At 69.6% G+C, this 22,248-nt stretch carries 20 protein-coding genes and 1 pseudogene; 3 read left to right on the forward strand and 18 right to left on the reverse strand.

The window, feature by feature from the left end; all coding sequences use genetic code 11:
* Window positions 1-212, forward strand: a pseudogene (locus ABFX54_RS50675) (hypothetical protein); the annotation flags it as partial.
* Window positions 213-287: 75 nt separating this feature from the next.
* Here the strand turns inward: ABFX54_RS50675 and ABFX54_RS50680 are convergent.
* The 8 genes from ABFX54_RS50680 to ABFX54_RS50715 form a co-directional block, all read right to left on the reverse strand.
* On the reverse strand, window positions 288-1,166 hold the full coding sequence (locus ABFX54_RS50680) for a serine hydrolase (RefSeq protein WP_346114398.1): 879 nt from the start codon (window positions 1,164-1,166) through the stop codon (window positions 288-290).
* A 179-nt stretch (window positions 1,167-1,345) separates the two neighbouring features.
* Window positions 1,346-2,218: an alpha/beta hydrolase gene (locus ABFX54_RS50685; RefSeq protein WP_346114399.1), complete on the reverse strand. Its 873-nt coding sequence runs from the start codon at window positions 2,216-2,218 to the stop codon at window positions 1,346-1,348.
* A gap of 13 nt (window positions 2,219-2,231) precedes the next feature.
* Entirely contained in the window at window positions 2,232-3,626 is a 1,395-nt protein-coding gene (locus ABFX54_RS50690; RefSeq protein WP_346114400.1) for an NAD(P)/FAD-dependent oxidoreductase, read from the reverse strand.
* Window positions 3,627-3,647: 21 nt separating this feature from the next.
* Window positions 3,648-4,433 (reverse strand): ABC transporter permease, encoded by a 786-nt coding sequence (locus ABFX54_RS50695; RefSeq protein ID WP_346114401.1) that lies wholly within the window; start codon window positions 4,431-4,433, stop codon window positions 3,648-3,650.
* Window positions 4,430-5,281, reverse strand: a complete 852-nt coding sequence (locus tag ABFX54_RS50700; protein WP_346114402.1) for an ABC transporter permease — start codon at window positions 5,279-5,281, stop codon at window positions 4,430-4,432. Before ABFX54_RS50700 ends, ABFX54_RS50695 begins: the two co-directional genes overlap by 4 nt.
* Window positions 5,282-5,285: 4 nt before the next feature.
* The gene (locus tag ABFX54_RS50705) at window positions 5,286-6,479 is read right to left on the reverse strand and encodes a polyamine ABC transporter substrate-binding protein (RefSeq protein ID WP_346114403.1); all 1,194 of its coding nucleotides are present in this window, start codon (window positions 6,477-6,479) and stop codon (window positions 5,286-5,288) included.
* Window positions 6,480-6,509: 30 nt separating this feature from the next.
* Window positions 6,510-7,577 carry an ABC transporter ATP-binding protein gene (locus ABFX54_RS50710; RefSeq protein ID WP_346114404.1) on the reverse strand — a complete coding sequence of 356 codons (1,068 nt, stop codon included), beginning with the start codon at window positions 7,575-7,577 and terminating at the stop codon, window positions 6,510-6,512.
* 18 nt (window positions 7,578-7,595) lie between these two features.
* On the reverse strand, window positions 7,596-9,029 hold the full coding sequence (locus ABFX54_RS50715; RefSeq protein ID WP_346114405.1) for a gamma-aminobutyraldehyde dehydrogenase: 1,434 nt from the start codon (window positions 9,027-9,029) through the stop codon (window positions 7,596-7,598).
* A gap of 198 nt (window positions 9,030-9,227) precedes the next feature.
* Between ABFX54_RS50715 and ABFX54_RS50720 the strand changes: the two genes are divergently transcribed.
* Window positions 9,228-9,719, forward strand: coding sequence for an Lrp/AsnC family transcriptional regulator (locus tag ABFX54_RS50720; protein WP_106252021.1), 492 nt, complete (start codon window positions 9,228-9,230; stop codon window positions 9,717-9,719).
* 67 nt (window positions 9,720-9,786) lie between these two features.
* Here the strand turns inward: ABFX54_RS50720 and ABFX54_RS50725 are convergent, their stop codons facing one another.
* The 10 genes from ABFX54_RS50725 to ABFX54_RS50770 are packed head-to-tail and all read right to left on the reverse strand — an operon-like array spanning window position 9,787 to window position 21,037.
* Window positions 9,787-10,029, reverse strand: a complete 243-nt coding sequence (locus tag ABFX54_RS50725; RefSeq protein WP_346114406.1) for a hypothetical protein — start codon at window positions 10,027-10,029, stop codon at window positions 9,787-9,789.
* Between the two features lie 32 nt (window positions 10,030-10,061).
* On the reverse strand, window positions 10,062-10,949 hold the full coding sequence (locus tag ABFX54_RS50730) for a hypothetical protein (protein WP_346114407.1): 888 nt from the start codon (window positions 10,947-10,949) through the stop codon (window positions 10,062-10,064).
* Between the two features lie 34 nt (window positions 10,950-10,983).
* Window positions 10,984-13,728 carry a glycoside hydrolase family 38 N-terminal domain-containing protein gene (locus ABFX54_RS50735; protein ID WP_346114408.1) on the reverse strand — a complete coding sequence of 915 codons (2,745 nt, stop codon included), beginning with the start codon at window positions 13,726-13,728 and terminating at the stop codon, window positions 10,984-10,986.
* Entirely contained in the window at window positions 13,725-14,804 is a 1,080-nt protein-coding gene (locus ABFX54_RS50740) for a Gfo/Idh/MocA family protein (RefSeq protein ID WP_346114409.1), read from the reverse strand. Before ABFX54_RS50740 ends, ABFX54_RS50735 begins: the two co-directional genes overlap by 4 nt.
* Window positions 14,801-15,694 carry a TIM barrel protein gene (locus ABFX54_RS50745; protein WP_346114410.1) on the reverse strand — a complete coding sequence of 298 codons (894 nt, stop codon included), beginning with the start codon at window positions 15,692-15,694 and terminating at the stop codon, window positions 14,801-14,803. The genes ABFX54_RS50740 and ABFX54_RS50745 overlap by 4 nt, the downstream gene beginning before the upstream one ends.
* Complete coding sequence (locus ABFX54_RS50750; RefSeq protein WP_346114411.1) at window positions 15,685-16,863, reverse strand: CehA/McbA family metallohydrolase; 1,179 nt, start codon at window positions 16,861-16,863, stop codon at window positions 15,685-15,687. The genes ABFX54_RS50745 and ABFX54_RS50750 overlap by 10 nt, the downstream gene beginning before the upstream one ends.
* Window positions 16,860-17,924: an ABC transporter ATP-binding protein gene (locus ABFX54_RS50755; RefSeq protein WP_346114412.1), complete on the reverse strand. Its 1,065-nt coding sequence runs from the start codon at window positions 17,922-17,924 to the stop codon at window positions 16,860-16,862. The genes ABFX54_RS50750 and ABFX54_RS50755 overlap by 4 nt, the downstream gene beginning before the upstream one ends.
* The gene (locus ABFX54_RS50760; RefSeq protein ID WP_346114413.1) at window positions 17,924-18,742 is read right to left on the reverse strand and encodes a carbohydrate ABC transporter permease; all 819 of its coding nucleotides are present in this window, start codon (window positions 18,740-18,742) and stop codon (window positions 17,924-17,926) included. Before ABFX54_RS50760 ends, ABFX54_RS50755 begins: the two co-directional genes overlap by 1 nt.
* Window positions 18,739-19,671, reverse strand: coding sequence for a carbohydrate ABC transporter permease (locus ABFX54_RS50765; protein ID WP_346114414.1), 933 nt, complete (start codon window positions 19,669-19,671; stop codon window positions 18,739-18,741). The genes ABFX54_RS50760 and ABFX54_RS50765 overlap by 4 nt, the downstream gene beginning before the upstream one ends.
* Complete coding sequence (locus ABFX54_RS50770) at window positions 19,646-21,037, reverse strand: extracellular solute-binding protein (RefSeq protein WP_346114416.1); 1,392 nt, start codon at window positions 21,035-21,037, stop codon at window positions 19,646-19,648. Before ABFX54_RS50770 ends, ABFX54_RS50765 begins: the two co-directional genes overlap by 26 nt.
* A 186-nt stretch (window positions 21,038-21,223) precedes the next feature.
* Here ABFX54_RS50770 and iolC point away from each other — a divergent pair, with 186 nt between their 5' ends.
* Window positions 21,224-22,162: a 5-dehydro-2-deoxygluconokinase gene (iolC, locus tag ABFX54_RS50775; protein WP_346114417.1), complete on the forward strand. Its 939-nt coding sequence runs from the start codon at window positions 21,224-21,226 to the stop codon at window positions 22,160-22,162.
* Window positions 22,163-22,248 lie beyond the last annotated feature (86 nt).

Raw genomic sequence — 22,248 nt, forward strand, 5'->3', positions numbered from 1 at the left:
TTCATCGCCCCCTGCGCCGCCGCCGGATCGGCGTGGCCGAGCAGTTCCGGCAACTCGTCCGGGCGGCTCAGGCGGCCTTCATCGAGGGCATGCACCTGACGTCGTACGTGACGGCGGCGCTGCTGGCCGTGGTGGCGCTGCTGTCGCTGGCCGGGCTCGTCGGCGTGCCGAAGGTGATCCCCGAGGAGGTGCTGGCCGGCGGCCACCGATGAGCCCTACGGAGGCGGGCTCGAACGGCAGGCCCAGGCATCGGGCGTGGGCGGCGGCGGCCGCGACGGACGGTGAGGTCAGGCGGTGGGGTTGGTCGGGCAGGGGCGGGTGATCGTCGGGGAGAGGTCGTCGAGGCGGGCGCCGATGCGGCGGGCGATGCCCTCGATGGTCTGGATCCCCGTCCCCTCTCCCGGCTGCCGATCCGTCTGCACCGACAGCAGCAGGTCCCGCCCCGGCCCCGCCACCCGCCCGTAACTCGTCACGGCCCACGTGTTGTGGATGAACGGCCGCGGCGTCCACCCGTTCTTCAGCGCCACCCGGTCCCCCGCCCTGGCGGCGGCGCTGACCCCCCACGCCTGGTCCCGCTGCACTCGTTCCATGAGGCCGAGCACCGTCCGCCGGTCGGCGGCCGTCAGCCCTCTGCCTCCCTTGATCAGCACCTTCAGCAGGCGGATGCGGTCGGCGGGGCTGGTGGTGGTGCCGCCCCAGTATTTGCTCGGCCCCGGCGTGGTCTCCCTGAGCCCGATCCTGCGGTAGAACTCGCTCATCCCGCCGCCCGCGCCCACCCGCGACCAGAGCGCGTCGGCGGCGCTGTTGTCGCTCTCCGTGATCATGCGGGTGGCCAGCTCGCGCTCTCCCTCGCCGAGCCGGCCCACGTTGCGCGACAGCAGGGCCGCGAGGATGTCCACCTTGGCGCCGCTGGCGGTGATCAGGTCGTGCTCGTGCTCACCCTGGCCCACCCTGACCCCGCTCACCAGGTCGAGCGCGCCGTAGACGATCCGCCCCGGACGGCCGCTCACGTATCGGGCGATGTCGCGTTCGAGCCGGGCGCGCGCCACCACCCCGGCCACTTCGTCAGGAAATTTCAGCAGACATCGGGCGACCTTGACCGGCGCCCGCACCGCGACGGGCACCACCGGCGCCCGCTCCCGCCCGCACCCCGCCGTCACCAGCACGCAAGCCACCAGCAGCCCAATCACTGGGCCCGGCCGGAGCCACAGCCACTCTCTACGCACGCGCGAACCCCCGTGACCTCGACGGGGGTCATCCGGATGATGCCCGGCCAGGCGGCCGGCCCCATCCGACCAGGGGCTTTCCTGGTCAGATGTTCAGCCCGGCCTTGCCGACCGGAGGCTCAGAGGTGCTCGTCCAGGAAGCTCGCGGTCGCCTCGACAGCCTGCCCGACGTACGGCTCGCGGTCGTAGAGGTCGATGTGCCGCTGGGCGTCCACCCAGACGATCCGCTTCGGCTGGTCGAGCCGCTTGAACACCTCCTCGGCCCCCTCCGGCGAGCAGAACCGGTCCACCACCCCGTGCACGATCAGCGCCGGCTTCGGCGACAGGAAATCACCGCCCATCATGTTGTCCATCGTGAGCAGCTCAAGCACGCTGGCCCTGGTCACCTCGTTCGCCCAGAGCGGCGAGGCGCCGCGCTCGCTGCCGTAGTACGCGTACGGCTCGTCGCCCGGCATCGCGGCTTCTCCCTGCTCCGCCACGGCAGGCACGTACTCGACCGGCCCGCCGCGATCCTGCCGCTCAAGCACCTCGGTCAGGGACGCCAGCGCCTCCTGGTAGTCCATGCCGGACCGCATCGCGTACGGGTTGTTGTACGCCCCGGCGATCCCGGCGAAGACCCGTACGCGAGGATCGAAGGCGGCGAACTTGAGCGCGTAGCCGCCGCCGAGACAGATGCCGACCACCCCGATCCGCCCGGCGTCCACCTCGGGCCGCGAGCGCAGGAACGACACCGCCCCCCGCAGGTCGTGCAGCTTGCCCTGGGGGTCCTCGTGCCGGCGCGGCTGCCCGCCCGACTCGCCCCAGTTGCGGTGGTCGAAGGCCAGCGTGGCGTAGCCGCGCTCGGCGAGCCTGGCCGCGTAGAGCCCGGTCACCTGGTCGCGCACCCCGGTGAACGGCCCGGTGAACACCAGCCCCGGCCACGGCCCCTGCCCGCCGGGCACCCGCAGGTCCCCGGCCAGCGTGAGGCCGTCGGCGTTGAACTCAACTCTCATGCGCACCAGTGTGCTACGAGTCGAACCCGAGGCCCATCCGGTCGAGGGTGCGCAGCCACAGGTTGCGCCTGCCCTCGTGCTGGTCGGCCTGGGCGATCGACCAGCGGGTGAACTGGATGACCCCCGAGCGCACCGGCTCGGGCGGGAACGGGATCGGCTTCTCCCGAACCATCCGCAGCTCCGTCCGCTCGGTGGGCTCGCCCGACAGCAGGTCGAGCATGACGTTCGCGCCGAACCGGGTGGCTCCGACGCCCATGCCCGTGTAGCCGGCGGCGTAGACGAGCCGGCCGCCGTGCGCCTGCCCGTAGAAGGCGCTGAACCGGCTGCAGGTGTCGATCACGCCGCCCCACCTGTGGGTGAAGCGCACGTCGGCGAGCTGCGGAAAGGTGTCGTAGAAATGGCCGGCGAGCTTGACGAACGTCTCGTCGCGCTGCTCGTACTCGGCCTTGACCAGGCCGCCGTTGTAGTAGACGGCGTCGTAGCCGCCCCACAGGATGCGGTTGTCGTCGCTCAGCCGGTAGTAGTGGAAGCGGTTGCCCGAGTCGCCGACGCCCTGCCGGTTGTGCCAGCCCACCGAGGCGAGCTGGGCGGCGGTCAGCGGCTCGGTCATCAGCGCGTAGTCGTACACGGGGACCATGAAGTGGCGCAGCCGGCGCAGCAGCGGCGGGAACACGCCGGTGCCCAGCGCCACCTGGCGGGCGGTCACCACGCCGTACGGCGTGCGCAGGCTGATCGTGGCGCCGTCGTCGCGCATCGAGCGGACGGGGGTGCGCTCGTGGACGCGGACGCCGAGCCGCAGGCACGCCTCGCGCAGCCCCCAGGCCAGCCGGGCCGGGTCGAGCATGGCGCAGCCGCTGCGCTCCCAGAGCCCGGCCAGGTAGGTCGGCGAGTTCACCTCGGCCCGCACCTGCTCGCGGTCCATCGGCACGTAGTCGAGCCCCAGCTCGGAGATCAGGTCGAGGTGCTCGTTCAGGCTCTCGACCTGCCACGGCTCGGTGGCCACGTGCAACTCGCCGGTGCGCTCGAACGAGCAGTCCACGCCGTAGCGCTCAAGAGTGCGCTCGATCTCGTCGAGGTTCTCCACGCCCATGCGTTCGAGCCGGTCGATCTCCTCCGGCCACCGCTCCAGCCCGTTGGCCAGGCCGTGGGTGAGCGTCGCCATGCAGAACCCGCCGTTGCGGCCGGTGGCCGCCCAGCCGATCCTGCGGCCTTCGAGCAGGACGACGTCGAGCGAGGGGTCGCGTTCCTTGGCCATCAGGGCGGTCCACAGCCCGGAGAAGCCGCCGCCGACCACGACCAGGTCGGCGGTGGTGCCGCCGGTGAGCCGCGGCCTGGGCTCGGGTCTGGCCGGGCTGTCCAGCCAGTACGGCTTGCGCTCCGCGTCAGCAAGCGCCTTCAGCGGATCCACGAAATCCCACATCCCTCGTTGTCAGGTGCGGCGGCGGGCGGCGACCGCGTTGGCGATCGCGATCAGCACGCCGATGCCGAAGATCAGCGTACCCATGACGTTGACCTGCGCCGGGATGCCGGTCTTGACCGCGCCGACGATCCACAGCGGGAACGTCACGGTCGAGCCGTTGACGAAGCTGGTCACCACGTAGTCGTCCACGGACAGCGCGAACGACAACATCGCGCCCGCCAGCACGCCCGGCATGACCGCCGGCAGCGTCACCTGCCGGAACGTGCCCCAGGCCGTCGCCCCCAGGTCCCTGGCCGCCTCCTCCAGCGACGGGTCCAGCGTGACGACCCTGGCCCGTACGGTGACGACCACGAACGACAGCGAGAACAGCACGTGGGAGACGATGATCGTGTTGGCGTCGCGCGGCACGTTGCCGGAGACGAACAGCGACAGCAGCGAGGCGCCCATGACCAGCTCGGGCGTGGAGATGGCGGCGAAGACGAGGAAGTTCGTCACGCCCTTGCCGCGGAAGCGGTGCCGGCCGAGCGCCAGGCCCAGCATCGTGCCGATCACGACCGTGATGACCGTGCTGACCAGGGCGATGACCAGGGTGTTGCGCAGCGCCACGGTCAGGTCGGGGATGTCGAACAACTCGCCGTACCAGCGCAGGGTGAAGCCCTGCCAGGTGGTGTTGGACTTGCTGCGCTTGTCGTTGAACCCGAACAGGATCATCACGGCGATCGGCGACGACAGCCAGAGGATGACCAGCCAGGTGTAGAGGTGCAGCAGGCGGTCGCCGAACCGCGCGCCCCTCATCGGGCCGCCGCCTCAAGGACGTTCTCGGTGCCGAGCGCCCGGGCGTAGACGAAGATGCCGACCAGCAGCACCGCCATGAGCGTGAACGACAGCGCCGAGGCGGTCGGGTAGTCGAGGTTGGTCAGGTACTCGGTCTGGATGATGTTGCCGATCATCGTGTTGGAGGTGCCGCCGAGGATGGCCGCGTTGATCGGGTCGGCCGTCGCGGGCACGAACGTCATCAGCACCCCGGCGAACACGCCCGGCAGCGACAGCGGCAGCACCACCCGGCGGAAGGCCGCCGCCCGGGTCGCGTACAGGTCCTGCGCCGCCTCCACGACCCTCGGGTCCACCCGTTCGAGCGCCACGTAGATCGGCAGGATCATGAACGGCAGGAAGTTGTACGTCAGCCCGCCGACCACGGCGAACGTGGTGGCCAGCACGTGGAAGTCGGCCGGCAGCAGCCCCCAGTCCTTCAGCGTGCCGAACAGGATGCCGTTGTCCGACAGCAGGAAGTTCCACGAGATCGTGCGCAGCACGAACGAGACGAAGAACGGCAGCAGGAGCAGGAAGAGGTAGACGGACTTGCGGTGACCCGCCTTGAACGCGATCCAGTACGCCACCGGATACCCGATGACCAGCATGGCCACCGTGGCGAGCCCGCCGTAGAGCAGCGAGCGCAGCAACTGGGGGCTGTAGGTGCCGATCGCGTCGGCGTAGTTGGAGAAGCTGAAGGTCATGGCATAGCCGTCGATGGCGTTGCCGGTCTGCAGCGACACCGACGCCATCGCGGCCATGGGCACGACCAGGAAGATCGCCAGCCACATCCAGCTCGGCAGCGCGAGCAGGTAGGGGGTGAGCCGCCGCATCGCGCTAGGCCTGGGTGATGGACTGGAAGATCGGGTTGAACACCTGCTCCTGCTGGGTGGTGAGCTGGGTGTAGGAGCGCAGCTTGGCGTAATCGGCCTCGGTGGGGAACATGAGCGGGCTGTCCACCATGTCCTCCAGGGCCTTCTTGTCCGCGCCCTTGGCCGTCTTCGCCTTCTCCCGCAGCAGGTCCTGCACGGCCGGGACGGGCGTGACGAACTGGATGAACTCGTCGAGCTCGGCGGCCACGGCCGGCTGGTAGAGGTAGTCCATCAGCATGAGGGCGTCCACCGGGTTGGCCGCGCCCTTGGGGATCAGCATGTTGTCGGTCCAGATCGTGCCACCCTCTTCCGGCACGATGAACTTGACCGGCTCGCCGGCGAGCTGGCGCTGGAAGACGTCGCCCGACCAGGCCATGCTCAGCCAGATGTCACCCTTGGACACCGCATCAATATACGACTGATCATAATATTTCCGGACAATTCCGGCGTCGCGTTGCGCCTTGAGCTTCTCGCCGGCCTTCTTCCAGTCGGCCTCGGTCGACTTCTCCGGATCGATGCCCAGCGCGATCATGCCGAAGTTGCCGATCTCCTGGGCGTCGGACATCATCCCGACCCGCCCCTTGTACTTGGCGTCGAACAGCGACTCGATGCTGGTGATGTCCTCTTTGACGTACTCGGTGTTGTACGCGATCCCGGTCACCCCCGAGGTGTACGGAACCGTGTACTTGTTCCCGGGGTCGTAGGCCCGCTCCTTGTACTTCTGCCCGGCGTTGGCCTGGAAGTTCGGCAGCTTCGACTGATCGAGCGCCACCACGTAGCCCAGCTCGATCATGTGCTGGAGCTGGATGCCGTTGGTCATGACCACGATGTCGTAGCCCAGCGACTGCCCGGCCCGCAGCACGGGGTCGGCCTTGCCGAAGAACTCGGCGTTCTCCTGGATGACCTCTTTGTACTCGTAGGAGATGCCGGTGTCCTTCTTGAACCGCTCCAGCGGTCCCTTGTCCTCCGGCATGTACTCGGGCCAGTTGGCGAAGACGACCTTGCCGTTCTTGGTCTGCTTGGACCAGTAGTCCGCCACGGCGTCGGCCTTGGGCGGCGCCACCTTCTGCCCCTGCACGCCACAGGCGGCCAGGGCGAGACCGGCGGCGGAGAAGCCGGCCAGCCTGAAGACGTCACGACGGGTGCGGGGCTGCGTCATTCCACGCATGAAGGGGTTCATGAGGTGGTGTCAACTTCCAATCACGTACGAGTGCTGCGCCTGCCACGACAGCCACACGGAGTCGCCCCGCTCCGCCGTCGCCGTCGCGTCATGCGCGTTCTGCTGGAAAACCGTCATCTCGGCCCCGTCGGCGAGACGCACGGCGTAGCTGTTGTAGGTGCCCAGATAGACGACTTCGGCCACCGTTCCGCGCACGGCGCTCGATCCGCGCGCGGGCTCCTCGGTACCGATGGTGATCTTCTCCGGCCGTACGGTCACCGTCACGTCGCCGTCGTGACCGGGCACCAGCACCCGGCCGCCCGCGACCTTCAGCTCACCGGCGGTCGCGGAGCCGGTGAGCAGGTTGGAGGTGCCGATGAAGCCGGCCACGAAGGCGGTCGCGGGCCGCTCGTAGATCTCGTGCGGCCCGCCAAGCTGCTCGACCAGGCCGTCGTTCATGACGGCGATCCGGTCGCTCATGGTCAGCGCCTCGCTCTGGTCGTGCGTGACGTAGACGAAGGTGATGCCGACCTCGCGCTGGATGCGTTTGAGCTCGATCTGCATGGCCTGGCGCAGCTTGAGGTCGAGCGCCCCGAGCGGCTCGTCGAGCAGGAGCGCCCGCGGCCGGTTGACCAGCGCCCTGGCCAGGGCCACGCGCTGCTGCTGGCCGCCGGACATCTGGCGCGGCATGCGCTTCTCCCGGCCGGCCAGGTCGACGATCTCCAGCATCTCGCCGACCCTCCGCTTGACCTCCTCCTGTGGCGTCTTGCGCTGCTTGAGCCCGAAGGCGAGGTTGTCCCAGACGCTCATGTGCGGGAAGAGCGCGTAGGACTGGAAGACCATGTTGACGTCGCGCTTGTTCGGCGGGACGTTCGTGACGTCCTGGCCGAGCAGGCGGATCAGGCCCTTCGACGGCGCCTCGAAGCCGGCGATCATCCGCATGGTCGTGGTCTTGCCGCAACCGGACGGCCCGAGGAGGGAGAAGAACTCCCCCTCGGGAATGTCCAGGCTCACGCCCTTGACCGCCTGGACGACCTCGCCATGCGAGTGGTACTCCTTGGCGACGTCTTCAAGCTCGATCGCGCTCAGCTCGGTCATCCCAGGATTTTTCCTTTTTTATTCGCCGATGTAGTGCATGACGTGCTTCACCCGGGTGTAGTCGTGCAGGCCGAACACCGACAGGTCCTTGCCGTACCCGGAGTGCTTGAAGCCGCCGTGCGGCATCTCCGAGACGAACGGGATGTGGGTGTTGACCCACACCACGCCGAATTCGAGCCGGTTCGACATGCGCATCGCGCGGCCGTGGTCGGAGGTCCACACCGAGCCGCTCAGGCCGTACTTCACGTCGTTGGCCTTGGCCAGTGCGTCGGCCTCGTCGGTGAACGTCTGGACGGTGATCACGGGGCCGAAGACCTCGTTCTGCACCATTTCGTCGTCCTGGCGCAGGCCGTCGACGATGGTCGGGGCGAAGAAGTAGCCCTTGTCGCCCACGCGGTGACCGCCGGTGAGAACCTTGGCGTGCGCGGGGACCCGCTCGATGAAGCCCTGCACCTTGGCGAGCTGGCTCTCGTTGTTGAGCGGGCCGTAGAGCGCGTCCTCGTCGTCCAGGCCGCCGGTGACCGTACCGGCCGCGGCCTCGGTGAGCGCGGCCACGAACTCGTCGTGCACGCTCTCCTGCACGAGCACCCGGCAGGCGGCCGTGCAGTCCTGGCCGGCGTTGTAGAGGCCGGCGGTGGCGATGTCGGCGGCGGCCCGGCCCAGGTCCTTGACGTCCTCGAACACCACGACCGGCGCCTTGCCGCCGAGCTCCAGGTGCACCCGCTTGAGGTCGTCGGCGGCGCTCTTGGCGACCGACATGCCCGCGCCGACCGAGCCCGTGATGGCCACCATCGCGGCCGTCGGGTGGCTCACGACCAGGGCGCCGGTCTCGCGGTCGCCGGTGACGACGTTGAACACGCCCGCCGGCAGCACCTCGCCGATGATCTCGGCCAGCTTCAGCGTGGAGACGGGCGTGGTGTCGGACGGCTTGAGCACGATCGTGTTGCCCGCCGCCAGCGCGGGGGCGATCTTCCAGACCGCCATCATCATCGGGTAGTTCCACGGCGTGACCTGGCCGATGACGCCGATCGGCTCGTGCCTGATCACGCTGGTGTGCTCGGCCAGGAACTCGCCGGCCGTGGGGCCCTCCAGCGTACGCGCCGCGCCCGCGAAGAAGCGGAAGTGGTCGGCGGCGATCGGAGTCTCGTCCTCGGCCATGCGAGCGCGTGGCTTGCCGGTGTTGCGGCACTCGGCCTCGTTGATCTCATCGGCTCGCGCGTCGATCGCGTCGGCCACCTTGAGCAGCAGGTTGGCCCGCTCACCCGGGGTGGTCCCGCCCCACGCCACGAACGCGGCCGCCGCGGCGGCGTAGGCGCTGTCGATGTCCTCGGGCCCGGAGACAGGAGCCTGGACGTAGGCCTCCCCCGTGCACGGATCGATGATGTCGGAGAACCGGCCGCTCTTGGCGTCCACGAACTCACCGTTGATGAAGTTCTGCAGACGGGGTGTCATGCGCCCTCCTGATGAGGTGGCTGAGATGCCGCGACTCTGACAGAGCGACAGCATCCGGACAAGGGATTTCGTGGCGAAGATATCAAATTGCTACGAATTCGCTTGACAGACCACGGAGAACTGACAACATGTCGCACCAGGACGGCAACCCAGCGGGAACGCCCGCGTAACGCCGGACCAGTAGGAGGAATCCTCTCGATGACGACGCCGCCGCGCGTACGCAGAAACAGCGCCAGCACCGGCACCGTCGTGCTCGACGACCTGTCCAAGCAGATCATCGAGCAACTGCAGAACGACGGGCGGATGCCGTACGCGGCGATCGGGAAGGCGGTGGGCCTGTCGGAGGCCGCCGTCCGCCAGCGCGTCCAGCGACTGCAGGACGCCGGCGTGATGCAGATCGTGGCCGTCACCGACCCGCTCACCCTGGGCTTCCCCCGCCAGGCCATGATCGGCGTCAACTGCGAGGGCGACCTGGAGTCGGTGGCGGACGAGCTGTCGGCCATCGACGAGATCGACTACGTGGTGCTCACCGCCGGGTCGTTCGACGTGATCGTCGAGGTGGTGTGCGAGGGCGACGGGCATCTGCTGGAGATCCTCAGCAAGATCCGCGCCATCCCGGCCGTACGCGCCACCGAGTCGTTCGTGTACCTGAAACTACGCAAGCAGACGTACTCGTGGGGCACCCGCTAGAAGCGGATCCGCCTGGAGGACGGCCCCTTCTCCGTCCTCCATCCGGCTGTGATGTCAGCCGACTCGGCTAACCGAAGACGTCCTCCACCGATTTGGCCGTAACGGACCGTCCGAGCCAGTCATCCAGGACCGCCTCGTCACGACAACCCAGGACGCGCTCCCGCGCCTCCTCGGGCACGGCGATCCCCTGTATGTCGAGGAACTTGAGAAGCGCCTCCGCCATACCCAAGGCTCTGCTCTCGGCCCTACCTTCGGCCCTACCCTCCGCGAGGAGGCTTTCGGCGTATGCGCCCTGGTAGGGATAAGTCATCGCACGTATATCGCGATCTCCCTTTGTCCCGCTCAGAGGAAGAGCTCCTCTGCCGAGTCGACCTTGAGGGCCCGCTGGAGCCAGCCATCGAGGATGGCCTCGTCGAGACAGTCCATGACGCGCTCGCGCACTTCGTCGGACACTACGAGCCCCCGCATGTCGAGAACCTTGAGCACCGACTTCGCTTCACCTTTTACCTCCCCCTTTACCTCACCCTCGGCGACGAGGCATTCGGCGTATACGCCCTGGTAGGGATAGGTCTTCGTGCGCATACCTCGGCCCCATTCTTCCTGAGAGTCACCTTCCAGTGACAGGCTGATGTATCGAGCGTACCGATAAGCGGTCTCTCGATCGATGGTGTCCAGTGCCGCTTGTACCGCGGCGGTGATGTCGTTGAATCGCGGATGCTCGCTCTGCGTGACGACCGAGACGACCGCCAGCCCGATGTTCTCCGCCGCCTGGCGGGCGTCCGTGATCACCGGCGTGTTGCCTTCGTGGATGACCAGGGGCTTCAGGACGAGCCCCGGATGGCCGGTGGGGATGTCGCCGCTCGCCCACTTCGCGACCTTGCCCTTGGGGCAGATGACGACCAGGCAGGCCGGGCATCTCTCTCGGGCCCTCATGTTCGCGATGTATTCCAGCCACGCATAGCGCTTGGTCTCGTCCTCCGCGCGCTGCGTCTCGACGATGACGCCGAGCCTGTCGCCCTTCTTCTCTCCGTACAGGATGGCGCCGTCGGCGCGGCAGACGCCGGGGTCGGCCTCCGAGAGGTCGGGCGAGGCGAGACGTGCCGCGCCCGACTTCGCGATCGGCAGGTCGAACAGAGCCAGGAGTAACTGCCGGGTATGGTCCAGATCCAGAGTCAGGATCTTGTTGATGCCCTCGTGTTGTGGCGTCACAGATCGACGCGCCGTAATCATGTGGCTACATTAGTACGTGCGTTCGATTCATTACTCAGAGTTTACGGAACTGGATGGTCGCGATCTCCCAGGCGTCCAGCGGCAGCCGCACCTCCCCGTCCGTGATCTCGACGGGGTCGCCGGGGCGGCCGCGCAGGTCCGCGTGCCGGGCGGCCACCAGGTCGCCGCAGATGACGGCCTCGGTGGGGTTCGGGGTGAGGGCGACGACGCGGAGCTCGTGCCAGCCGTCGCGCTCGCGCAGCGAGGTCATCGTCACGCCGTGGCCCGTCACCGAGATCCCGGTCCCCATCTCGGGCAGCGGCAGGAACGGCTCGCCCTGGCCCGGCACCACGAGCAGGTCGTGCCGGAAGGACTCGGCCGCGGGCACGACCTCCTCCCACGAACGTCCGTACGGCATCAGCGCCAGCTCCACCGTGCGCAGCCCGCGGGACTGGGCGGCGGGGGTCGGCAGCTGGGGCCCGGCCGGCTCGGGGCGCAGGACGTTGCGGTTGCGGGACAGGTAGCCGACCGAGCGGAGCAGCGTCAGGGCCAGCTCCGTGCCCCCGTCGATCACCTCGTACTCGGTCACGTGCTCCAGCAGCGCGGCCACGCCGCCCGCGGCCACCCAGGAGGAGGCGGGGAAGGTGGGCAGCGGCTCCTCGCCGCAGCCGCCCTCGGAGGTGAGGCCACGGGTGACGACCGCGAACTGCCCTTCGGCGTGCGACTCGGCCGCCTTCTCCGGCAGGGGGATGTGCAGGCGTACGCGGTGGTCGTCGCAGCGGTTGTCGAACTCGACCCGCAGGCGCACGAACGGCTCGCCGGCGCGCAGTTCGACGCGGGTGTTGACGACGATCTCCTCAAGCCTGGAGCTGCGCGTGATGGCGGGGATCTCCGGGCTTTCCTGCGACTTCTCCGCCGAGGCGGGCCAGTTGTAGACGCGCTTGACGTTGACCGCGGCGATCAGCGGCCCGGCGATGATCGACTCGATCTCGACCAACTCCGCCTCCGTCACCTCCTGGTCGGCCAGCGGGGGCGCGTAGTTGTAGGTGTCGCCCACGTCGCCGCGGTTGACGATGCGTCCGGCGCCGGTGACGGTGGTGCCGTCCTCGCCGACCAGGGTCAGCGTGCCGTCGCGGGCGATCATGACCCGGAGCAGGCCGTTGTCCAGCACCTCCTCGTCGCCGCGCACCGGCAGGGGCGCGGAGTCGGAGCTGAGCCAGCAGGCCGGGTGGTGCTCGCGCAGGCTGCGGCCCTCGGGGGCGCTGGGCGGGCCGTAGACCTGGTCGCGGGGGGCGGGGCGGACGCTCGTGTGGCCGAGCGGGGGGACCCCGACCAGGGCCGCTACCGTGCGCCGGGGCTCGGCCTCGATGCGGACGCGGGTCACGCCGTCGATGGAGCGGCGCAGTTCGTCCATGTCGACGATCTCGGACGTCTCGCGCGCCACTGTGAACGTGAGCGTCCCGTCCTTGACCGACCAGCGGGTGATCTGCTGCCCGTACAGCTCGGTGCCGTGGACGAAGGTCAGCGCCGTGGCGGGGTCCATGGTCTCGTCGAGCAGCAGCGTGGCGGCGTACTCCAGCGGCTGCGTGGGCACGGGCCGGCCGGCCGGGTCGATCAGCGGGTCGGTGCCCGCCACGTCCACGACGACGACGCCCTGCCGGGCGGCCGGCGTCGGGTTGACGACGAGTGCCGCGTCGGACGGGACGGAGCGCGCGAGCCGGGCGGTCACCATGTCGCGCACGGCCTGGCCGAGGTGCTCGGCCTCGGCGATGCGGGCGGCGACCTGCTGGGCGGTCTCGTCGACGCCGCAGCCGGTCACGGAGTCGTGGCCGCTGGCGTCCACCAGCCGCCACCACGCCATGTCGAGGAAGCGGCCTGGCCACTCCTCTCCCCAGAGGGCGGCCAGCGGCTCGGCGTAGCGCTCGACCATCCGCTCGGCCCGGCCCATGGCCTGCTTGACGTGGGCGCGGATGGAGATGACGCCGGGCAGGATGTTGGCCCTGGCGTGGGAGCGCAACTCGCCGTGCACCTCGGGCAGGCCCTCGACGTCGCCGCTGTACGCGCCGATGTAGCCGGACAGGGTGTCCATGCGGGCGTCGATGGCGGTGACCATGTCCGGCAGCCCGCGTACGGGCGCGGAGTGGTCGGTGCCGTACATGGCGAGCAGCGAGCCCTCGGGACCGTGCCATTCGCGCATGGTCGTGACGAAGGACGCCGCCCGCTCCTTCAGCCCCTCGGTGTCGGAGAACAGGTGGGCGCCGTTGCCGTAGCCGCCCGCGGGAAGGTACTGGGTGCGCAGCGCGGTGCCGTCGGGGGCGACCCAGGCGAAGGCGTCGGTGGTGACGGAGGACGGGACACCGCGGTAGACGCAGGCGTGCAGCAGCCCGGCCTTACGCAGAATCTGCGGCATCTGGGCGGTGTGGCCGAACATGTCCGGCAGGTAGCCGACCGGCATGGCGCCGCCGAGCTTGTCCGCCCTGGCCATGCCCAGCTCCAGGTTGCGGATGATGTTCTCGCCCGAGCACAGGAACTCGTCGAGCAGGATCTGCCACGGCCCCACGGCCAGCCGCCCCGACTCCACCAGGGCGGCCAGGCGGTCACGGTTCTCCGGGCGCACCTCCAGGTAGTCGTCCACGCAGGCGAGCTGCCCGTCGAGGGTGAAGTGGTAGGCGGGCTCGCGTTCCATCGTGTCGAGCACCTCGTCCAGCAGCGCGACCAGGCGCAGCCGGAAGCGCTGGAAGGGTTCGTACCACTCCCGGTCCCAGTGCGTGTGCGGTACGACGACGATCTCCTTGCTCACGCTGCCTCCCCTCCAATGGGCAGATCATGCTGCAGGGCGTAGCGGGCCGCGATCCGCTGCGCCGTGACGATGTCCTCGAGCCCGCCGCCCGCGTCGGTGAGGGGCGGCTTGCCATCGTTCACGTAAGCATGAAAGGCCGCGAGCTGTACTTCGAACGCCTCAGTCACTTCGCGCCAATGTGCCCGGCTCTCCGCGTCGGACACCACGGTCAGCGTGGTCGGCGCGTTCATCAGGTACGGCGAGGGGAAGACCAGTTCGAGCGAGCCACGATCGTGGTGGATCGCCACGGTCTCGCGGTAGGCGGGATAGTCCTCCAGATAGTGCCAGCGCAGGGAGAACCTGCCCCGGACCGGCAGCGGCCCCGAGATCTCGATGGAGCCGGGGGCGGCGCCCCACGTCTCGACGTACGAGATCTCCTGAGGCGAGCCGGTGAACCGGCGCAGGAGCGACAGATCGTGGCAGATGGAGCCGAGCGCCACCCCGTACAGGTTCCTGACCGGTTCGGGGGCCGCCTCGCCGAGCGCCTTCGACACCAGATCGTGCTCGGCCGCCCGCAGGGAGGCGAGCAGGCCGGGATCGACGTCGCGGGCCTGGGTCAGGTTCGCGAAGGCGAGCTGCGACTCCCCGCTCGGGTGCAGCACGGTGACCTCGACCGCGCGGATCGCCTCGGGGCCGCCGAGCGCGGCCAGCGCCTCCTCGGCCCGGCGTACGGCGGGATCGTACTGCTTCATGTAGCCGACCATCAGCCGCCCTTCGGGCAGTGCGGCCACCTCGGCCCTGGTCAGCGCGAGCGGCTTCTCGCAGAGCACGGCGTAGCCGGCGGCCAGCGCCTTCCTGACGGTCTCGCCGTGCGAGCCTGAAGCCAGCACGACGACGGCATCGAAGCCGCCGGCGGCGAGCAGGTCGTCCACCGACGTGTATCGTCCGGCGGCGCCCAGCCGGTCGCCCACGGCGTCGGCGAGCGTGCGCGACAGGTCGCAGACGGCGCTCACCTCGAACAGGTCACGCCGCCGCGACAGCAGCGGCACGTAGACCGCCTGGGTGACGGCCCCGCAACCCACAAGCGCGATTCTCAAAGTCCCAAGTCCTTCAGCATCTGACGGTTGGCCGTCTGGTCGGCGATGTTCTGGGCGACCGAGCGGCGGCCGGGCAGGGTGTCCTGCTCGATGATGATCCAGCCCTCGTAGTCGATCTCGTCCAGCGTCCGCACCACGGCGGGCAGGTCCAGCTCGCCCTCGCCGAGCCGGGCGAACCCGCCGCGGCCCATGAGCTCGCGCAGGTCCACGCCGTCGGCCAGGGCCTGGGCCAGGATCTTCGTGTCGCCGTCCTTGATGTGCACGTGATCGACCCGGCCCGCCCAGGCGCGCAGGCACTCGACCGGGTCTCCCCCGGCCAGCAGCAGGTGGCCGGTGTCGAGGCAGAGGTGCGCGTCGGTCAGCTCCAGCAGGCGTTCGACGTCCTGCGGCGTCTCGACGTACGTGCCGAGGTGGTGATGGAAGGCGGGCTCGAACCCGCGCTCCCTGCACCGGTCGGTGGCCTCCTGGATGCGGGCGGCGTAGGCGGGCCAGTCGGAGGCGGGCAGTCCTGGAACGCTCCCGCCGGGCCGGGCGAAGCGCTCGGCCGAGCTGGAGCAGGCCAGCGTGGGCCGCGGCGGCAGGTCTCCCGCCGGGGCGGCGGCGAACACGTCTAGCGCCGCCTCCAGCGCGGGCAGCCCGCTCGCGTACGCGTCCGCGTCCTCGTAACGCAGGTCCACCCAGCCGCCGGCCAGCAGCAGCCCGGCGCCCGCCAGCCGGTCGGTCAGCTCGGAGCCGGTGCCCAGGTAGCCGATGGGGCCCGAGTCGATGCCCTCGTAGCCGGCGTCGGCCAGCGCGCGGACCATCTCGTCGGGGGTGAGCGGCGGCGGCGCGTCGCTCAGCTCGAAGACGCCGAAGCTCACGGGGGCGTTGGCGATTTTCCTCACGCGCATAGGGCGATCACCTCGTTCTCGTAGGTTTCCAGCCGGTGCCGTCCGCCGGTCGCCGGCAGCAGCACGCGGTCGCCGCGCACCACCTGCCGGGTTCCGTCGGGGCGCACCAGCACCAGGCCGTCGGCGTCGAGCGCGAGCAGTTCGTCGCCCAGCCTGAGCAGCAGCGGCGCGTCGGGGCCCGCGGAGACGGCGGTGCGCCCGGCCCGTACGCCGTCGAGCACGGCACCGGTGTCCTCGGCCAGCACCCAGGTCGTGGGCGCGCCGGGCAGGCCGTCGTTGCCGTGCTTGTGAAAGTCGCTGCCGCCGATCACGATCAGGTCGTCGCGCCAGGCGTCGGCCCAGGCCAGCGGGGCGCCCCAGCGGCGGTCCCACCAGCCGGAGTGCCACACCTCGGCGATCGGGGGGCGGCGTTCGAGCGGCTGCAGCCAGGCGCAGTCGCCGCCGAGCGGATGGTTGATCGACATGAGGCCGCCCGCACGCTCGGCGTGGGCGAGCCAGGAGTCGGGGGCCTTGCGGAAGTCGACCCAGCCGACGTCGCCGAACACGTTGGCGTGGCCGCGGTCGGTGGTGACCTCCTGGCCGGGGATGAGCGTGATGTCGCGGCCGGTCTTGGCCAGCCAGGGGTGGTGGCTGACCGTGTTGTGGTCGGTGACGGCCAGGAAGTCGAGGCCGCGTCCGTGGGCCAGCTCGGCCAGCTCGGGGATGGTCAGGCTGCCGTCGCTGTGCAGGGTGTGGGCGTGGAAGTCGCCGGCGTACCAGCGCAGGCCGTCCACGGCGGGGATGTCCCTGCGGGGCGGGCGCTCGCCGTGCGGCGGCTCCTCGGCCACGGGCTCGGGCGGGGCGACGCGCTCGGTCGTGATCTCCAGCGTGTAGTCCAGCCCCTGCGGCGGGATCCGGTGCAGGCGCAGCCAGACGTGCCACGTGCCCGCCTCGGGCTCGCCCGGCAGGTAGCCGGGGGTGGCCCAGTCGCGGGTGATCGTGTACTCGTCGCGGGCGCCGCCCGACCAGCCGCGGTAGCCGTCCGGCGCGTCGCAGCCGAGGTCGAGCACGCCTTGCGACCTGTCGTAGGACAGCTTCACGTGCACGGAGGCGGTCCCGGCCGGCACCTCGAACGGCACCTCGCGCAGGATGCGCTCCAGCCGGTCGTCCAGCGTCCAGTGGCCTCTCACACCAGTTCTCCGTCCAGGTAGACGAGGGCGCGGTCGCGCCTGGGCACCGCGTAGCCGTCGTCGCCCACGGCGGGCTCGCTGCCCTCAGGGACGACGGCCTGCACGTTCACGTCGTTGACGTCGAGGGTCACCAGGTGGGAGGCGCCCAGGTTCTCCACGATGGACACCTTCCCGCCCAGCGCTCCGTCAGCGGGCTCGGCCGAGTACGTCATGTACTCGGGACGCACGCCGTACACGATCTTCCCTCCGTCGGACAGCCGGCCCTCCGCCGAGGCCGGGACCGCGACCTTGCAGCCCGCCACCTCCAGCGTGTCACCTCGTACGACGCCGTCCAGGAGGTTCATCGGCGTGGAGCCGATGAAGCTCGCCACGAAGGTGTTGGCCGGCCGCTGGAACACCTCGGCCGGCGTGCCGATCTGCCGGATGTGCCCCGATTCCATGACCGCCATCCGGTCGGCCATGGCCAGGGCCTCGGCCTGGTCGTGGGTGACGAAGACGGTGGTGACGCCCAGCTCCCGCTGCAGTTTCTTGAGGAACGTGCGCGCCTCCAGCCGCAGCCGCGCGTCCAGGTTGGACAGCGGCTCGTCGAACAGGAACGCCTGCGCCTGCGTGGCCATCACGCGGGCCAGCGCCACCCGCTGCTGCTGGCCGCCGGACAACTGCCCGGGGCGCCGGTCCATGAGGTGTTCGAGCCCGAGCCGCGCTCCCACCTCGGCGGCCTTGTCGCGGCGGTCGTTCTTGGAGACCTTCTTGATCCGCAGCGGGTAGGCGATGTTGTCCGTGACGTCCATGTGCGGAAAGAGCGCGTAGTCCTGGAACACCATGGCCACGTCCCTGGCGCCCGGCTGCACCCCCGTCACGTCCCGGTCGCCGATGACCACGGCGCCGCCGGTGGCGGTCTCCAGGCCGGCGATCGTGCGCAGCAGCGTGGTCTTGCCGCAGCCGGAGGGGCCGAGCAGGGCGAAGAACTCGCCGTCGGGGATGACCAGGTCGAGCGCGTCGAGCGCTCTGACCCCGCCGGGGTAGACCTTGGTCAGCCCGCGTAGTTCGATGGCGGCCATTAACGCTTGATCCCTCCGTGGAAGCGGAAGCCGTACTTCTTGCTGACGAACAGGTACATGAGCACCACCGGGATCGAGTAGAGCAGCCCGAAGGTGGACAGCATGCTGAGGTTGGCCTGCCCGCCCTCGGTGTAGAGCGTGTACGTGATCACCGCGGCCGGCTGCTTTTCCACGTCGCTCAGCAGCAGGTACGGCATCAGGAAGTTGCCCCACACGTTGGCCACGGCCCAGACGGCGATGGTCGCGAGGCCGGGCCGCACCAGCGGCACCACCACGTCCCGCACGATCTGCAGCGGCGAGGCCCCGAACACCCGGGCCGACTCCTCGTACGACTTCGGTGTGGAGTCCATGAAGTCCTTGAGCATGAAGATCGCCGCCGGCAGCAGCCCGCCGGTGAGGATGAGGATCAGCCCGAACTGGGAGTCGATCAGGTTCAGCTCCACCGCGAGCTGGAACAGCGGCACCATGGCCGCCGTCCCGGTGATGATCGACGACAGCAGCAGCAACGCGTACAGCAGCGCGTCGCGGCCCGGCAGCCGCACCCGGCTGAGCGCGTACGCGGCCAGCGCCGCGAAGATCACGACGAGCACGGCGGTGCCGGCCGAAAGCACGACCGAGTTCCACAGCGACGGCAGCGCGTACGGGTGCTCCAGCACCGCGGTGAAGTTGTCCCAGGTGAAGTCCGGCACCCGCACCTCGTACGTGGGGTCGGAGGTGAACGGCGCCGTCACCAGCCACAGCAGCGGCACGGTGAAGAAGGCCAGCAGCACCGCGATCAGCGTGTAGAACCCGATCCGGCCCAGGACGAAACGCGTCATTTCTTGCTCCGCAGCAGCCGCAGGTAGAACACCGCCACGACCAGGTTGATCAGCAGGATGATCGTGGAGACGGCGGCGCCGTAGCCGAGTTCACCGCTCTGCAGCGCCACCTTGTACACGTGCACGGCCAGCACTTCGGACTTGCCGTCAGGGCCGCCCGCGGTGAGCAGGAACGGGGTGAAGTCGTTGAACGTCCACAGGCTGATCAGCAGCAGGTTCGTCAGGATGTGGCCTCTGATGTGCGGGAAGACCACGTCCCTGAGCTGCTGCCAGCCGGACGCGCCGGCCAGGCGGGCGCTCTCCAGGTGGGAGGGGGGCACGTTGCCGAGGGCGGCGCCGTACAACATCATCGAGAAGGCCGTGCCGCGCCACGTGTTGAACACGATGATCGACAGCATCGGATGGTCGAGCAGCCAGGCGAAGCCGGGCAGCCCGAGCAGCGCGTTGAGCGTGCCGCCGTCGCGGTCGAGCAGCGCCACCCACAGGAACGACACGATCGCGCTGGGCAGGATCCAGGCCAGGATGACCAGGCCCTCCACCACGCGCTTGAGCGGGCCGCGCCGGTCGCGCAGCAGCCAGGCGATGGCGAAGCCGAGCCCGACCTGCCCGATGACGGCCGAGCCGAGCACGAACTGCACGGTCAGCCAGGTAGAGCTCCAGAACGTGGGGTTGGAGACCGCGTCGAGCAGGTTGTCCAGGCCGACGAACTGCGGCTCGGCGGCCGCGGTGCCGGTCAGGCGGTAGTTGGTCAGTCCGAGATAGAGCACCCAGAGAGCGGGGAAGACGAGGAAGACCGCGATGAGCAGCAGGGCCGGCGCCGCGAAGATCCCGGCCCGCGCCTTGCCCAGGCCCGCCGCGTCAGAGCTGTAGCGGGGGGCCTGGGCCTCGTCCTCCGTCCGCGTCTCAGGAGGCGATGTTGCCTGCGCCACCGACGATTCCTTCGAGCTTCTTCTGGTAGTCGGCCGCCGCCTGGTCGGGGGCGGTTCCGCCGACGACCGCGGCGGTCGCCTCCTGCAGCGCCACCGACACCTGCGGGTAGGCGGCGACCGGCGGCCGGTAGGCCGTCACCGGCAGCACCTTCTCCGAGACGAAGCTCAGCAGCGGCTCACCGGCGAGGATCTCCTTGTTGACGTCGGCGCGCGGCGTGATGCGCACGTTGCCGTCCTTGGTCTCCTCCTTCAGCGCCTCCGGCGAGAGCATGAAGGTCAGCAGCTCGAAGGCCTCCTTCGGGTGCTTGGTGTTGGGGTTGACCGTACGCAGCGCGCCACCGGACATGCTGACGAAGTCCTGGCCGCGGATGCCCTTGCCGGGCTCCATGGCCGGGATCATGGCGTAGCCGACGACCTGGTCGCGGTCGGCCATCTTGGCCACGCCCGTCTTGGGGTTGACCACGCCGCGCCAGAAGTAGTCGCCCTCCATCAGGATGCCGATCTTGCCGTCGGCGAACTGCTGGAACGACTTGTCGCGGCCCTTGGCCTCCTGCTGGAGCTTGGGGTCGCCGAGGCCGCCGCCGTAGATCTTCTGGTAGAGGCCGAGCGCGTCCTTGAGCGGCTGGGAGGCGCCGCTCCACTTGCCGTCCTGCTGCACCTGTCCGCCCGCGCCGGCGAGCAGCGGCAGCACGCCCTGCATGGAGGTGGCCTCGCCCATCGCGGTGCCGGCGTTGATCTGGATCGGCACGGGCACGCCGGACGACTTGAGCTTCGTGCCGGCGTCGAGGACCTCCTGCCAGCTCTTCGGCTGCCAGTCGGCGGGCAGCCCCGCCTTGGCGAACAGGGTCTTGTTGAAGTAGAGGACGCGGCCGTCGGTGCCGACGGGCAGGGCGTACCGCTTGCCGTTGAACTGGGCCATCCCCTGTACCGCCTCGGGGATCTGCGACCAGCCGTCCCAGCTGTCTGCCTCGGCCCCGGCCACCTCCGACAGCGGCTTGATGTAGCCGGCCTCGGCGAACTCGCCGGCCCAGATGCTGTCGATGTCGATCACGTCCGCGCCCTTGCCGGACTTGAGGTCCAGGGAGAGCTTGGTCTTGTACTGCTCGTCGTCGACGCCGCTGGGAACGAACTTGACCGTGACGTCCTTGCCCTTGGCCTTCTGGGCATCCTGGAACTTGGGGATGACCCAGTCGGCGATGAACTTCGCCGCCGCCTCGTTCTTGCCGCCCTGGATGGCGTTCTGGGCGATCGAAAGCTCGATCGTGTCACCGCCTCCCCCAGACGACGACTGGCCGCAGGCGGCGAGCCCCAGACCGGCTGCGGCGATGACCGCGACCACACCTACCGACCGTTTCCGCAGAGCCATGCAAACCCTCCGACGTGTGCTTTTGGGGAGGAAGCCAGAAGGTCAAATATGTCATGACATACATATGACGTAAAGACCTACCCATTAAGCCCCCAGGTTGGGGACATCAGGCAACATAGCGGACATCCGAATGTCATGACAATATGCCATAGTGGCCCCCCACAGCTCGGCCCCTCTGGAGGTGCGTTGTACGACTTGATCACGTTCGGGCGCAGCGGCGTCGACGTCTATCCGCTCCAGACCGGCGTCGGCCTCGCCGACGTCGAGACCTTCGGGAAGTTCCTCGGCGGCAGCCCCACGAACGTCGCCGTCGCCGCGGCCCGCCACGGGCTCAGACCGGCGGTGATCACCGGAGTCGGAGCGGATCCGTTCGGAGACTACGTGCGCCGAGCCATCCGCGGCTTCGGCGTGGACGACGCCTTCGTGCACACCGTCGAAGGCCGTCCGACGCCCGTGACGTTCTGCGAGATCTTCCCGCCCGATCACTTCCCCATCTACTTCTATCGCGGTGAGCATCCGCCCGACCTGCAGATCTCCCCTGACATGCTCGACCTCGACGCGATCCGCGCGACCGAGCTGTTCTGGTTCTCCCTGACCGGGCTGAGCCAGGAGCCGAGCGCCGCCGCCCACGCCGCCGCGCTGTCGGCGCGCACCTCCGGATGGACGGTGTTCGACCTCGACTACCGGGCCACGCTGTGGGAGTCGCGCGAGGCCGCCCACGAGGCGGCACGCCGGGTGCTGCCGCGGGTCAACGTGGCGGTGGGCAACCTGGAGGAGGTCGAGGTCGCGGTCGGCGTCCGCGATCCTGAGGCGGCCGCGCAGGCGCTGCTGGACGCCGGCGTACGCGTCGCGATCGTGAAAATGGGCCCCGAAGGGGTTTTCGCGCGTACCTCTGAGGAGAGCGCACTGGTGGAGCCCATGGAGGTGAAGGTGGTCAACGGGATCGGCGCGGGAGACGCGTTCGGCGGAGCCATCTGCCTCGGGCTGCTGCGCGGCTGGCCGCTGGAGCGCACCCTGCGCTTCGCCAACGCGGCCGGCGCCTTCGTCGCGGCCCGCCTGGCCTGCGCCGACGCCATGCCGACGACCGCCGAGGTGGAGGATCTGCTGAACGGGGCCGGATCTTGAGCGACACGACGCTGTCCGTGACCGCAGCGGGGCCGACAGATTACGAGCGGCTGACTCATATCCGCGCCACCCGGCCCGGAGAGATC

This window comes from Nonomuraea maheshkhaliensis (assembly GCF_039529435.1).
Classification (GTDB): Bacteria; Actinomycetota; Actinomycetes; order Streptosporangiales; family Streptosporangiaceae; genus Nonomuraea; species Nonomuraea maheshkhaliensis.

Coding starts and splice junctions, on each gene's coding strand:
- ABFX54_RS50685 (WP_346114399.1), bottom strand. CDS start 2,218: ATGAGAGTTGAGTTCAACGCCGACGGCCTCACGCTGGCCGGGGACCTG.
- ABFX54_RS50695 (WP_346114401.1), bottom strand. CDS start 4,433: ATGAGGGGCGCGCGGTTCGGCGACCGCCTGCTGCACCTCTACACCTGG.
- ABFX54_RS50700 (WP_346114402.1), bottom strand. CDS start 5,281: ATGCGGCGGCTCACCCCCTACCTGCTCGCGCTGCCGAGCTGGATGTGG.
- ABFX54_RS50705 (WP_346114403.1), bottom strand. CDS start 6,479: ATGACGCAGCCCCGCACCCGTCGTGACGTCTTCAGGCTGGCCGGCTTC.
- ABFX54_RS50710 (WP_346114404.1), bottom strand. CDS start 7,577: ATGACCGAGCTGAGCGCGATCGAGCTTGAAGACGTCGCCAAGGAGTAC.
- ABFX54_RS50715 (WP_346114405.1), bottom strand. CDS start 9,029: ATGACACCCCGTCTGCAGAACTTCATCAACGGTGAGTTCGTGGACGCC.
- ABFX54_RS50720 (WP_106252021.1), top strand. CDS start 9,228: ATGACGACGCCGCCGCGCGTACGCAGAAACAGCGCCAGCACCGGCACC.
- ABFX54_RS50725 (WP_346114406.1), bottom strand. CDS start 10,029: ATGACTTATCCCTACCAGGGCGCATACGCCGAAAGCCTCCTCGCGGAG.
- ABFX54_RS50730 (WP_346114407.1), bottom strand. CDS start 10,949: ATGATTACGGCGCGTCGATCTGTGACGCCACAACACGAGGGCATCAAC.
- ABFX54_RS50745 (WP_346114410.1), bottom strand. CDS start 15,694: ATGCGCGTGAGGAAAATCGCCAACGCCCCCGTGAGCTTCGGCGTCTTC.
- ABFX54_RS50755 (WP_346114412.1), bottom strand. CDS start 17,924: ATGGCCGCCATCGAACTACGCGGGCTGACCAAGGTCTACCCCGGCGGG.
- ABFX54_RS50760 (WP_346114413.1), bottom strand. CDS start 18,742: ATGACGCGTTTCGTCCTGGGCCGGATCGGGTTCTACACGCTGATCGCG.
- ABFX54_RS50770 (WP_346114416.1), bottom strand. CDS start 21,037: ATGGCTCTGCGGAAACGGTCGGTAGGTGTGGTCGCGGTCATCGCCGCA.